The sequence below is a fragment of the Paenibacillus tuaregi genome, assembly GCF_900086655.1.
Classification (GTDB): Bacteria; Bacillota; Bacilli; order Paenibacillales; family Paenibacillaceae; genus Fontibacillus; species Fontibacillus tuaregi.
In genome coordinates this window covers 247,056-259,660 of record NZ_LT575476.1, presented here as the reverse complement: position 1 = coordinate 259,660, position 12,605 = coordinate 247,056, and the positions used below count along the sequence as shown (strand labels likewise).

The window sequence follows — 12,605 nt, the reverse complement described above, 5'->3', positions numbered from 1 at the left end:
GAGAGGGATGATGTGTGTTGTTAAAAGGTTCAAAGTCACTCATGATGTTAGCTCTAGTGATGGTTTTGATTCTGAGCGCTTGCAGCGGAACGAAGGACACCCCAGCAGCCGCGGATAAGCCTGGAGAAACGAAAGCGGAACCGCCGAAGGATGAGCCGGTTACACTCCGTGTGTTCTCCACCTTTGGGGGAACGGATGCGGGACGAGCGGCTTTCCAGAAAGTCCTTGATCATTTTACAGCCAAACATCCTAACGTGACGATCGATAACGATGTCATGTCTGCGAACGATAATGGATTCCGCACCAAAGTGAACACGGATATGAACAGCGGCAATGAGCCTGATCTGTTGTTTTATTTTGTAGGGGCGGATGCTGAAGGGTTCGTGAAAGCCGGTAAGGTCATCCCGATGAACGAGCTGCTGGATGCCGATGCTGAATGGAAGAACGGCTTTAAGCCGGATGCGCTGAAGCTGGTCCAGCAAAAAGACGGCAATATTTATGCCATTCCATTAACCGGGTTCTATGAAGGGCTGTTCGTGAACAAAGCCATTTTCGAAAAGCACCAGCTCGAGCTTCCAACCGATTGGGCTAGGCTCAAAACCGCCGTTAAAACGCTGGCCTCCAAGGGAATTACCCCTATATCCGCGCCGTTTGACCAGTCCCATTATCTTATTGAGAACTCCATTCTCAGCGCTGCAGGACCAGAAGGGCACCACAAGGGACTTCTTAACGGCATAGATCCAAATTGGGGGAAAGGACTGGCCGGTCTAAAAGAGCTTTATGACTTGGGAGCGTTTCCAAAGGATGCGGCAACGATTGACCTGAATATGGCTATGAACTACTATTCCGAAGGCCTTAGCGCTATGATCATCGAAGGCTCTTGGGCGATTAACAGCATGTCTGAACAAGTCCGCAATACAACAACCGTTCTCCCATTCCCGGCCATTTCCGGTGGTGTCGGAAGCGGCAAAGACATTATTGGCGGTTTCAGTACAGGGTTCTATATGGCGAAAAAAACCTATGAGGATACGAAGAAGAAGGACGCGGCCGTTGCGCTGCTCAAGCATCTCACTTCCCCGGAGAGCATCAAGATCATTGCTGAATCCAACGGCGGTACACCGGCAGCCAATGTCGAGGTGACCGGCCTTCCTCAGGTGGCACTGGATGGATTCAAAATGGCAGCGGATGCCCCAACGATTAACGCACCGATTGATACACAGGTCAGCCAGGAGACCTTCACCACCATCCGTGAGAACATTCAGCCGGTATTAAAGGGCTCAAAGACACCAGAGCAGGCATTGGAAGAAGCGAAGAAGGTCGAAGAGAACAATAAGAAATAAGCCTGCTTCACGCCGCTCATAAGGTCCTTACGGGCGGCGTGATCATCTTCAATCCGCAAGTAAAATAAAGATCAAAGGTGATTGAATGAAGGGTGATAAGAAGTATATCTTTTTATTTTTGCTGCCGGCGGCGATCATGATGACCACGTTCGTGTACTACCCTTTCTTTAAAAGCTTTTACCTCAGCTTCTTCCGTACGACAGGCTTCTTTGACAAGAAATATGTGGGGTTAGATAACTACGAGCGGCTGTTCAGCGATGGCTTGCTTGGAGCCGCAACCCTGCACACCCTTGAAATTATGCTGTACGTGATTATTTTTCAGGTTGGCCTGGCCCTGGTTCTGGCTGTTATGGTCGACAGCATCAGATGGGGTAAAACCTTTTTCCGTACCGTATTCTTCTTCCCGATCGTGATCTCGGGCGCGGCGATTTCGCTCCTGTTTGTGTTAATTTATAACTTTCAATTTGGCCTGCTGAACGGAGCTCTCGAAAGTCTTGGATTCGACAAGGTGTTATGGCTCAGCGAGAACAGCGCCCTTAAATCGGTCGCAATCCCGACCGTCTGGCATTATGTGGGGTTCTACTTTATTTTGTTCCTGACCGCCATGTCGAAAATCCCTTCTGATTTCTATGAAGCGGCCAAGCTGGAGGGGATAACCGGGATTAAGAAGACTCTGTATCTTACGATTCCGCTGATTCTCAGCGATATTAAAGTCGTCTTAACCCTGGCCATAACCGGCACGCTAAAGGTGTTCGACTTTGTCTGGATTCTAACAAGAGGCCAGAATCAAACCGAGGTGCTTGGAACTTACATGTACAAGAAGGCATTGATTGATTTGAACTTCGGCTATGGCTCGACGATTGCCGTGTATATCGTTGCATTCGGTGTCATCTTGTCCATTGTGACTAACCGCCTGCTGAAGAAGGAAGAAATCACTTATTAAGCTGTTATAGGGGTGTAAGGGATGCAGCAAATCCAATCGGTTATACCTAGAAGACGGGCGACCCGCAGCACACGCTTCAATGGGGGGACTATCTTTACTTATATTTGTTTGTTCTTATGGTCGCTCACAACCATCTATCCATTATTTTGGCTCGTAAACAATTCATTTAAGCTATCGAGAGATGTGATGAACAACTCCTTTACTATCGCAATTTCTCCGGTTCTCACGAACTATACAACGGCTTTTGACCGGATTAATATCGGGAAAAGTTATGTGAATAGCTTGATCATGTCGGTCAGCACGGTACTGCTTGTCTTGATCATGGGAGGGCTTGCCGCCTATGTGATCGCCAGATTCCGCTTCCGCGGCAGATCTGTGCTCTACTCCATCCTGGTCGCCACGCTCCTGATCCCCTCCTTCTCCACAGTCGTTCCTGTATACGAGCTTCTCATCAAATGGGGCATTGTGAACACGTACTGGGGGCTTATCCTGCCGCATACCGCGTCAAATCTCACTTTTGCAATACTGGTCATTTCCGGTTATATGGCAACGATACCGAAGGATCTGGAGGATGCTGCATTTATGGATGGGTGCAATCGCCTGAACATGTTCTCGCGTGTATTCCTGCCAATCTCCAGGCCCGTATTTGCCTCTGCAAGTATTTTCGTATTCCTGTGGGCATATAATGACCTGTTCTCGGCGCTGATCTTTGTCAACAAGGATAGCGTGCGTCCTATTGTAGCTCTCCTTAGCGAAATTAGCTCACAGTATGGAACCGACTTTGGCCTTATGGCCAGCGCGGTATCGATCACCATTATTCCGATCCTTGTCGTCTATCTGTTCATTCAGCGGTATATTGAGAAAGGGCTAACCGAGGGTGCCATTAAGGGATAATGACACTCAGCAAGGTTCGTGGCTGACAGATTAGCTGTAATAAGTGCAGCTGATTGTGAAGAACACTGGCAATTAACTCGGCTGTAACGTTTACAAAGCTGGCTAATTTCATAAAAAGCCCCCTGGGAGGGGGCTTCTGAACACTCTATTATAAAGCTCTCTAAATTTTTAGCTTTCTCATATTAATCAAATACACATTCTTAAGCGGATAGGGACCACCCGCATATTTATGAGCCGCTGACTCGAAGCTCGTATACAGCCAGCTTCCTGAGAAAGCAATGCCCTCAGCCATCGGCGGCAGCTTCGCTGTGCCGATCAGCTTGGAAGGGGCAGCCTTCGAATACACGAGCAGCTTGCTCGGAACATCCCTGCCGCACGATTGGCTGTACACAATCTGGCTGCCGTTTACAGCGACGCCCTGAATCCGGTCGGGTGTAGACCGGCTGTAAGCAGGCACGGGCTTGGAGGACAGGTCATCGGAAGCATTCAGCTTATAACCGAAGATTCGCCCTTTTGGGCCGGAAGCACAGGTTGTTCTCCCGTTGTCCTTACCGTCCATATACTCTCCCACCCAGAGTACTCCACCCTCATAAGTGGCATAGGATGCCTTATGCTTCACTTCATATCCAGTCATGAACACCCAGCTGAAGTCCCTGCGGTCCATAAGAACACTTAAGGGAAGCTTATAGATTGTATAACCCGACACAATCCATAAATGCTCACGGCTCACCGCAACGCCCCCCACATTCCCGGTATGCGGCCGCAGAAACGACTCATACAGATAAAGGGTTTTGACCCGTTTATGTGTTTTCGTGTTCGTGATAACAATGCCTGAAGGCTGGTTAACCGTCTCCTTGCCTAAGTAGTGGGAGGTGATCATCCAATCCTTACCCGGAACAAGTGCCAGTCCCTGCGGCACCCATTCCCTGCCCTGCCCGATTCCCGGGACCAGCGGCCCCTTCACTGAGGCGGCCTGGAAATTGCTGATCTTGTCTGCCCCCTCTGCCTTGCCCATACTCACTTCTATGAACATACCGCAAGCCACCATGATAACCAGCCATCCCGCAAGCATCCGCTTCATACAACTCTTCACTGTCAAGCTCCTCTCCCTTTTCACGGATATATCCAGCCCACGGAACCGTTAACAAGACAATAACCAGACCCTTTCCCAACCAAACAGGTAGTTTTAGGAAGCAAATAAGGAGGGGCGATAATCGTGCGGCAAAAGAAAAAGACACCCGCCATGAAGACAGGTGTCTGATGAACTGGCATATCAAGAGTTTCTTACTCTATACATACCTTATTTGAGAATATCACCTTAGTGTTGGCCTAAGCCTGCCATTCGGGGCCACACCCCGTACTCCGCTCCATGTCGCGATGCACCTTGGCCGCTTACCTTCCGAGAATGATCAGCGCCAGAGTGGCCGCCCCCAGAAATAAGCACAATGGAGAGAACAGCACGGTATCCCACCGGGCAAATACACTTTCCTTATGAGCTTTAAAAAATCCTACCCACCGGAAATCCCCCACCGCCCGGGCGATAAACACTAAACCCACGAGCCATCCTCCTATCCGAAGCAGCACCGGCGGGTAAAGTACCGGCCGCACGGCACCAAGCTCCAGCACAAGCCAGGCCGCAATCGCCAGCAGCAGTGCTACCAGTAATGTGGCGGATTTCGAGGGACGAAACAGCGGCTTCCCACCCTGACTTGGAACTGCAGCAGTCATTCCATGGGCGCCTCCAAGCACCCAATAAACATGTATCGCGCTTAATAGAAACAGAATCAGACCGGTAATCCAACTCAGAACAGCTGCCATTGGCTTTCAGTCCCCTTTCACTCTAGGGTATTCATGGATAACGAACAGATCACTATCTCTGTGACCTAATATAGGAACCCGCTTCTCCCGTCAGCACTTAACCCTAATTGCCTACGGTGTAACATTCGCTAGTACTTCTCAGCTCACCTGCTGAACAGAAGGAAATGGCTCACCGATTTATTAATTACTCTGTAGTCCATTTATGCCCAGCTCATCTTCCCAGCTTCTCTTGCAGCTGTCCGAACAGTTCCTTCGTTCTGAGCGGGTCTTTCTCATTGTAGAATACATACGTATCCTTAAGTTTAATCCGAATATATGGAGGGTTCTCCCGGTAAACATACAGCCTTGCCTTGCCTATTCCCTTCAGATGGAAATATCCCCTTGCATGCTGTTCGGTAGCTTCCCCATTAGTTCTCGACCCGGTTGGCATATGTTCAACCAAATCCAGTTGCTCAACCTCCGAGAGATTGAAGTCGAAGGAATACAGAGGATAACTGATTTCAACCTCCCGGTCCGGCTTAATGCTTAACACCGGCGGATTCAACTCGGAGAGGATCATCATGAGAGACACACCAAGGACTACGACCGCCAGTAAACCAGCAGATCCCCATACGATGAGCTTGCCGGCTACAGTTGCTGTATTCACGGTGTCTCCTATCCCTACACGCTTGGTTACAAATACGCTCTTGTCATAAGGGTTATGATAGATGATTCCGTTAGCCCAGTATTCGTCGTCATCCGTTCGGATGACCTTACCGTCCTGAGATAGGACCTCTTCCTCCTGCTTTTGAATTCTACGGTAAACATAAACAAGCAGGCCAACAGGAACCAGGGTGGCCAGCACAATCAGCGTAATCCAGAAGCCCTCCATAGCTTCATTCGTATTGGCAAGCAGCAAGTAGATAAGCAGAAAATGTATATTCTCGGCGACAGCCAGAAGTATCCATAGATAGGACAAGGCTCTGCGTCTGGCCTGATTCAGAGCCAGATTCACCTCGCTGTTCTCACTATATACCTTGGCCTTCGTCCGACGGGAAAGGACCGAAATAAGCAGAAAAAGCCCGGTTATAACGATACCGCCGGATAATACACTCACAAGCTGAGTGTCCTTGCAAAGACCCACAAGCAGCAGGGCCGCCCCCATGGCAAAAGGGATGATGTACAGCCACAATGGCGCGGAGCGCTGATTCTTCAACCGGGTGGTGCGCAGATCGCCCAGTATAACCTTCTTCTCACCGACAAACCATTCATGTTTCCGTTTCAGAGCCAGGGTCTCCCGGAACGCACGGCGAAATGGAGCGCCCATAAGAAAGAAGAACAGGGAGAACCAAATAAAGAAATATAGGACCTGATAAAAAACCAGATTGAACATGAACACAAACGGTACAAGACCTGCAATCATCCAGATGCTGTTCCTGGCATACCGCTTGCCAAAGCTTGCCCGTACCGCTTCAATCTCGGGGCATTCCAAAGCATGAGGCGGCAGCGTAACAGCGAACAGCATGCCGTTCTTGTACTTGGCCTGCGGTTTATACGTCGCGGAGAAGGTGAGGAAGCTAATCAGCGCGCTCGATAGCAAGATTACAGTCAGCATTGAATATTCCTCCTATCCAGTACTTTAGGCTTGCCGATAAGTCATTCTCGAGAAAATTTGATCACACAAAGCTTGGAACCGGGATGGCTCAATCCCTTGGATTGCCGCCTGCGCAATAATTAATTGCAGCTGCTGCTCCAGCTCTGTAGAAGGCTCCGGGTCACTCCTTAGCGAAGCATTCACTTTGGCCCCGTGCCGGCGGTCAATCACAATATAACCTTCCTGCTTGAGCATCGAATACGCTTTGTTTACCGTCATCGTATTGATCCCCAGTTCATTCGCGAGCTGACGGACAGTCGGAAGCTTCTCATGCGGGGCCAATTCGCCTGTGGCAATACCGATGACAATCTGGTTGCGCAGCTGCTCGTACAAAGGCGTATCTCCATCCAGCTGCAATGAAATTACCATGTATTTATTCACCCCTATGTATTACCAGTTATTCCATTAAGTATTATGTATTATAATACAAATAATACTTAAAGTCGACTCCTCATACCAGCACACAGAGACATGAAAAGGATACCCTGGTGGGTATCCTTTTCATGTCTCTGTGCATTGAGTGAAGAGTAAGAGTGCTTACCGGCCCAGAATCCGCTGACACATGGTCATCACTATAAATTCATCAGATACACTTGGTTGAGCACTAATACCGTCTATTGAATCTCAACCATATTCACAAAAGGCAGCTGCTGGATCAGCGGAAGCAGCTGACCCGCATCAAAGGCCGCGGGCAGCCTTGCCGTGATTTCCATCATAATTTCGGACGTTCCGCTGAGCTTCTCTGTATGAAAATTCAGCAGGCTGATTCCCTTTTCCTCGAAAAGACCCCGGAGTTGCTCGATACCCTCCGGTTCATTCTGAATGCGGATACAGAGCTGCTCTGTCCGGGGCACGCCCAGCCAGCTCACCCGGCTGCTGTGAAGCAGCTTCTGCGCAATCAGGATCAGCAGCGTGACCCCGATGCCGACGATATACATCCGGGAGCCAATGGCCATGCCGATACCGGCTGTTGCCCATATCCCTGCTGCGGTAGTCAGCCCCTTCACGGTCTGCCGCTGAAGGAAGATCATACCCGCTCCGAGGAACCCGACGCCGCTGACAACCTGGGCCGCGATCCGGGAAGGATCAAGCGCTATGCCATCCTGCCCAAGCAGGTCCTGAAACCCGTACTTGGATACAATCATCATTAGCGAGGCCCCTATAGCCACCACAAAATGCGTGCGGATTCCGGCCTCCTTCATCCGGCTCTTGCGTTCGTACCCGATTAGCATTCCGCATAATCCGGCCAGCACAATCTGAATTAAAAAATCAAACTCCAAAGTGACTCACCTCCTGCCTCTAAGTTAGTTATTACCCAAAAGGGGAAGAGAAGAGGCTTGGAACAAGACAATCTATATAGACTTACACCATGTAGCGGTGGACACATACTATTGAGCATAACGAAGCAGCCTTACCCCAACTTAGCTTGGAATAAGGCTGCTGTCTAACTTTCACTTCATTCCGGCTGCAAAAATCAGAGTTCTCTGCTGCTTCGATACCGCAACCATAACAAATAGATAAACAACGCCACTAGTAGATTCGATGGCACTATCAATGGCTGCATAAGATTGCCAATAGGAAGCGAGAGTCTAGCAGGGCTTGCAAGATTCACTTGGTTGCAGTCTTGGCATTTCTCCGGATGGACTCCTCCGGGGACATGCCTACAATGCTGATCTCAGTCGGCACTTCATATTTCATCTGCTGCACGCATCCGGCATAAACACCTTTAAGAGTTATTTCATGTATGTTTTGACCAGCTCATAACACCGCTTCTTGGTCATTTCTGCTTGAGTTGCTGTGAATATAACCGGCTCTAACGTGCCGCCTTCAAATTCCTTACCCGCTTTCTCTGCTTCTTCATCTCTTTGTTTGATCCATCTGCGCTGCTCCGTCTTCAACTTGGCCATATCTTTCTTAGACAGCTGCTGTTTTAAAGCTCCATAAACCTCATTCAGCGCTTGATCCCAACGTTTGAACATTTCAGAGGAGGCTTCTCTCATCGAAGCTGTAGATCCCTCGTCAAACATTTTCTCCAGATCGGCCATACCCTTCTCTACCGCGTCCAGCTTCTTAAGATATTTCTGCTTGGTCTTGATAACGGATTTAGGCTTAGAGACAGCGGACACGACTTCGTGCCGGATGTCCCTACCCGGTTGATTTACCGCTTCAACAAGAATGGACCCGGTGTGGTCCGCATCGCCGGTTTGATTCGATGGATTCGTTTGGTCAGCATAGTTTGTTGAGTTTGTTGAGTTTGTTGAGCTCGTTGGGTTTGCTTGGTTTGTTGAGTTAGATGAGTTGATCTGACTCCCTTGGCTTGCCCCCTCTGTTGAGCCGCTTCCGCAGCCGGACAGCACGGTAAGGGTCAGCAAGGCAAGAATTAATGTTTTTTTCACATTCATCACCTGTGGTCTAAGTATTTTTCAGCTTTGTTCCTGATGGTTAGACGCGGTTTTCTCATGTAAAGTTTCACTTCTTTACCAATTATGTGAATTTTAAAAGACTGCAAGCGCCTGCCCAGATCAGGGCAAAAACTTACAGTCTAGAAGGACTTAGGATAGCGCGTTAATATGGATCTGCATGAAGATCAGCATCAGGCTTCGTCCGAACCCATCTGGTAAAAGCAACCTTTAGACCCGCGCTTGTAGGCGCGCAGAGGAATGGCCCGGCCTGCCAATCCACCTCGGCCAGGCGGCACACCCGAACCGTCTGCCATGGATGCTGCTCTGTCCGGGCTCTAATAATGACCGCATCCCGCATCCGCGAGGCCCGGATTGTAACTGTCTGTCCCGCCCAATCCGGCACCGGTGCCAGCGACCAATCCGAGAAGCCATCCGTAACAACGGCGCCTACATGCGGAACACCATCATTGATTTCAACGCCCGCCTTGATCCATTGTCCTGAGTGACTCCACAGCATCAGCCCGGCCTGATCATACAAATGATCAAATCCCTCCAGCTGAAAGCTCACTTCCACGGCATCCTCACCGTTCCACGGCCCCAGAAGCGAATGGCCATTATCATGCACAAAATCATACATCGTCTTCTGCCAATAATCGCTTCCTTCCGAGGCCTCAACCACTAAACTCCCATCCTTCTCAATATAGGAACGGGGTGTGTCCGACCATACGCCTTGTGACCAAGGTATCTGCTGAAACATGTCTTTTGCCTCCTTAATTATTAAAATGGTGTCTATCCTCATAGACCATCGGATTAGCTCCAGTTCCGTAACAGCTGATGGCCTTTTTCTATATTGCCACACTCGAATCTGTCAGTTCAAAATACCATTCCAGAAAGGAGTTAAAGCTTCTCCATTGTGGAATCAATTTACCGGCACAAAAATCCTCCATCTGCTGCCCCAATCCTAAAGCTACTACCTCGTCTGTATTCTTATTATAAAAAAAGCCGAACTCCCCTTCAAAATTATCCAGCGGAATATATTCCTCAGGCAGGTTTAAAACGTTATGAGTTCTCTCCATGCCAAGCCTATAATCCGAAGAATTGATCATAAACCAACCAATCTGATAGATTTCACGCCGTCTGCTAAAGAATGTCGGCCCATCCTCTGCATGCAAATAAAATGCGGCAAAATCTGAATGCAAATCGATGCCTAACTTGGTTAATGCGTGTTGATACTCTTCTTCGATGTCTTCAAACCACCAATTTTTGCTTTTGCAATAATTGACCACTTTTTCCGATAACATCTCAACTGCTCCCCGCTATAAAATAAACTATCCGAATGATTCCCCCTCAGTATATCACATCGCCTTTCCATATCATTCCATAAGGGTTATTATTCTATATTCTAGCATGCTGTTTCTATATATTGATTTCTGATTCAGATTGAAATACGATAACATTATAATGTTATAATGTATTTCTATCAATCTTAGATACAGGAGGACGTGATATGAAGCTTCGTTTCACAGGTGATACCGCCGAACTCTTGTCCGGTATACAGTCACTCTCGCATGATCTTGGCATAAGTCTGCAAGAGGACGGCCTGCCGGTTCGGGTTCAGCTGTCGGCGGGAGATCTGGAGGTTGGACGTGATCAAGATCAGGCCTACATTCGCTACGGACAGAAACACCAGTTCTTCCGCGGACTTGGCCTGCTGATTCAGCACAGCCAGGAGAGCAGCGTATTCCACATCCATGAGAAGCAGCAGTTCGATCAAGTTGGCCCGATGCTTGACCTGTCCCGAAATGCGGTGCTTACCGTGGACGGCTTCAAGTCCATGCTGAACAAGATGGCATTGATGGGCTTGAATACCGTCATGCTGTATATGGAAGATACTTATGAAATCGGGAACGAACCGTATTTCGGGTACATGCGGGGACAGTATACTGAGGCGGAGTTAAGAGAAATTGACGATTATGCCGACCAATTCGGGATAGAAGCCTTTCCAAGCATCCAGACGCTGGCCCACCTTGAAGAGTTCCTGAAATGGGAGCCCATCAAGCATTACCGGGACACCAAGGGCGCCCTGTTGGTTGGAAGTGAGGCGACGAATCTTCTGATCGACAACATGATCGAAGCTGCAAGCGCCCCGTTCCGCAGCCGCAAAATCCATATCGGCATGGATGAAGCCGAAGAGCTGGGCCGGGGCAAGTATCTGGATCTGAACGGATACGAGAGCCGGTTCGACATCATGGTCTCCCACCTGGGCCAGGTGCTGGCCGCCGTCCGCCGGCGCGGCTTGAAACCAATGATGTGGAGCGACATGTTCCTCAAGCTCGCTTCCGGTAACGGAGACGAATACTATGACAAGGACATCTCTATCCCGGAAGACATGGCCCACCGCATCCCGAAGGACGTGGATATGGTGTATTGGGATTACACCCATATGGAGCCGGAGGATTACGAGAAGGTCATCGCCAATCACCGGCCCCTGGGCTGCAACCTGGTATTCGCCGGGGCTGTGTGGATCTTCAATACTTTTGGCGTGAACTATGGCCTGTCCCTGAATGCCTCGGATGTGGCCCTGCAGGTGTGCAAGCAGGAAGGCATCCGCGAGGTCTACGCGACCATGTGGGGCGATGACGGTAATGAAGGAAATCCATTTGCGGCCCTGCTGGGACTGCAGCTGTATGCAGAGCATGCTTACTCCGAGCAGAAGCCAACCCAGGATCAGCTCGCCGAGCGGGTAAAGTTCTGTACCGGCATTGACATGGAAACCTTCCTGCAGCTTAAGGATCTGGATGAGGTTCCGGGTTCAGAGCCGAACAACAGCAAGCAGAGCAACCCTTCGAAGTTCCTCCTGTACCAGGATGTGCTTCTGGGACTGTTCGACAAACAAATTGAAGGGCTGGAGCTGAACAGCCACTATGCCGATCTGGAGCAGCGCATCCACAGCCGGCGTAATCCCGAAGCGGCGCTGGACTACTTATTTGAGATGCCGGAGAAGCTGGCAGCCGTACTCAAGCAGAAGAGCGAGTTCGGCATTGCACTTAAGCGGGCATATGATGCGAAGGATGCCGGGACACTTCGGGCCATGGCGGTGAACGGACTGCCTGCCATAGCCGAAACGGTGCGCGAGCTCCGGGCGGCACACCGCACACAGTGGCTGCGGATGTTCAAGCCTTTTGGCTGGGAAGTCATCGATATCCGCTACGGAGGGGTGCTTACCCGCCTGGATACCGCAGCTGTCCGAATCACGGACTATGTGGAAGGGCGCATCCCGCGCATTGAGGAGCTGGAGCAGGAACGACTGGTCTACAGCACGGCCAACCGCTTCAACCACAAAGGTGTGGGCTGGTGCAGCTACTATTACCGCATGGCCTCGCCGAACGTCTTCTACCATGTGCTGAATCCGTTCTGATTCTGAAGCAGCAGGAGTGCCGCTCGAGGACACATGAATTCAAAGAGCTGCCAGATGAACTGGCAGCTCTTTGAAATTGACATGTAACAAAAAGATGCACCCCCATGAATTTCCCCGATTACCTCATAGGCACCAGAGATTATTGTAAGGGTGCATC

12 protein-coding genes are annotated in these 12,605 nt (G+C 49.8%); 4 read left to right on the top strand and 8 right to left on the bottom strand.

Going from position 1 to position 12,605, the window contains the following annotated elements; all coding sequences use genetic code 11:
• Nucleotides 1-17 precede the first annotated feature (17 nt).
• The 3 genes from BN6628_RS01555 to BN6628_RS01545 all read left to right on the top strand — a co-directional run bounded on the left by BN6628_RS01555 (nucleotide 18) and on the right by BN6628_RS01545 (nucleotide 3,177).
• On the top strand, nucleotides 18-1,340 hold the full coding sequence (locus BN6628_RS01555; protein WP_068621841.1) for an ABC transporter substrate-binding protein: 1,323 nt from the start codon (nucleotides 18-20) through the stop codon (nucleotides 1,338-1,340).
• An 85-nt stretch (nucleotides 1,341-1,425) separates the two neighbouring features.
• Nucleotides 1,426-2,283, top strand: a complete 858-nt coding sequence (locus BN6628_RS01550) for a carbohydrate ABC transporter permease (protein ID WP_068613289.1) — start codon at nucleotides 1,426-1,428, stop codon at nucleotides 2,281-2,283.
• A gap of 21 nt (nucleotides 2,284-2,304) precedes the next feature.
• Nucleotides 2,305-3,177 carry a carbohydrate ABC transporter permease gene (locus BN6628_RS01545; protein ID WP_068613287.1) on the top strand — a complete coding sequence of 291 codons (873 nt, stop codon included), beginning with the start codon at nucleotides 2,305-2,307 and terminating at the stop codon, nucleotides 3,175-3,177.
• Between the two features lie 160 nt (nucleotides 3,178-3,337).
• On the opposite strand, the gene BN6628_RS01540 is transcribed toward BN6628_RS01545, so the two are convergent.
• From BN6628_RS01540 to BN6628_RS01505, 8 genes are all read right to left on the bottom strand, one after another.
• Nucleotides 3,338-4,270 (bottom strand): hypothetical protein, encoded by a 933-nt coding sequence (locus BN6628_RS01540; RefSeq protein WP_148449251.1) that lies wholly within the window; start codon nucleotides 4,268-4,270, stop codon nucleotides 3,338-3,340.
• Nucleotides 4,271-4,569: 299 nt separating this feature from the next.
• A complete protein-coding gene (locus tag BN6628_RS01535; RefSeq protein WP_068613281.1) occupies nucleotides 4,570-4,995 on the bottom strand; it encodes a DUF3995 domain-containing protein in 426 nt (141 codons plus the stop codon).
• A gap of 211 nt (nucleotides 4,996-5,206) precedes the next feature.
• On the bottom strand, nucleotides 5,207-6,589 hold the full coding sequence (locus tag BN6628_RS01530; RefSeq protein ID WP_068613278.1) for a DUF5808 domain-containing protein: 1,383 nt from the start codon (nucleotides 6,587-6,589) through the stop codon (nucleotides 5,207-5,209).
• Between the two features lie 24 nt (nucleotides 6,590-6,613).
• Nucleotides 6,614-6,997 (bottom strand): GntR family transcriptional regulator, encoded by a 384-nt coding sequence (locus tag BN6628_RS01525; protein WP_068613276.1) that lies wholly within the window; start codon nucleotides 6,995-6,997, stop codon nucleotides 6,614-6,616.
• A gap of 245 nt (nucleotides 6,998-7,242) precedes the next feature.
• A complete protein-coding gene (locus BN6628_RS01520) occupies nucleotides 7,243-7,908 on the bottom strand; it encodes an MgtC/SapB family protein (RefSeq protein ID WP_068613273.1) in 666 nt (221 codons plus the stop codon).
• A gap of 453 nt (nucleotides 7,909-8,361) precedes the next feature.
• Nucleotides 8,362-9,024, bottom strand: coding sequence for a lysozyme inhibitor LprI family protein (locus BN6628_RS01515; RefSeq protein WP_068613271.1), 663 nt, complete (start codon nucleotides 9,022-9,024; stop codon nucleotides 8,362-8,364).
• 169 nt (nucleotides 9,025-9,193) lie between these two features.
• Nucleotides 9,194-9,787 (bottom strand): DUF1349 domain-containing protein, encoded by a 594-nt coding sequence (locus BN6628_RS01510; RefSeq protein WP_068613270.1) that lies wholly within the window; start codon nucleotides 9,785-9,787, stop codon nucleotides 9,194-9,196.
• Between the two features lie 88 nt (nucleotides 9,788-9,875).
• Nucleotides 9,876-10,331, bottom strand: coding sequence for a hypothetical protein (locus BN6628_RS01505; RefSeq protein WP_068613268.1), 456 nt, complete (start codon nucleotides 10,329-10,331; stop codon nucleotides 9,876-9,878).
• Between the two features lie 206 nt (nucleotides 10,332-10,537).
• On the opposite strand from BN6628_RS01505, the gene BN6628_RS01500 reads away from it, so the two are divergent.
• Nucleotides 10,538-12,448 (top strand): beta-N-acetylhexosaminidase, encoded by a 1,911-nt coding sequence (locus BN6628_RS01500; protein ID WP_068613266.1) that lies wholly within the window; start codon nucleotides 10,538-10,540, stop codon nucleotides 12,446-12,448.
• Nucleotides 12,449-12,605: the final 157 nt, after the last annotated feature.

Coding starts and splice junctions, on each gene's coding strand:
- BN6628_RS01545 (WP_068613287.1), top strand. CDS start 2,305: ATGCAGCAAATCCAATCGGTTATACCTAGAAGACGGGCGACCCGCAGC.
- BN6628_RS01530 (WP_068613278.1), bottom strand. CDS start 6,589: ATGCTGACTGTAATCTTGCTATCGAGCGCGCTGATTAGCTTCCTCACC.
- BN6628_RS01510 (WP_068613270.1), bottom strand. CDS start 9,787: ATGTTTCAGCAGATACCTTGGTCACAAGGCGTATGGTCGGACACACCC.
- BN6628_RS01500 (WP_068613266.1), top strand. CDS start 10,538: ATGAAGCTTCGTTTCACAGGTGATACCGCCGAACTCTTGTCCGGTATA.
- BN6628_RS01550 (WP_068613289.1), top strand. CDS start 1,426: ATGAAGGGTGATAAGAAGTATATCTTTTTATTTTTGCTGCCGGCGGCG.
- BN6628_RS01525 (WP_068613276.1), bottom strand. CDS start 6,997: ATGGTAATTTCATTGCAGCTGGATGGAGATACGCCTTTGTACGAGCAG.
- BN6628_RS01535 (WP_068613281.1), bottom strand. CDS start 4,995: ATGGCAGCTGTTCTGAGTTGGATTACCGGTCTGATTCTGTTTCTATTA.
- BN6628_RS01505 (WP_068613268.1), bottom strand. CDS start 10,331: ATGTTATCGGAAAAAGTGGTCAATTATTGCAAAAGCAAAAATTGGTGG.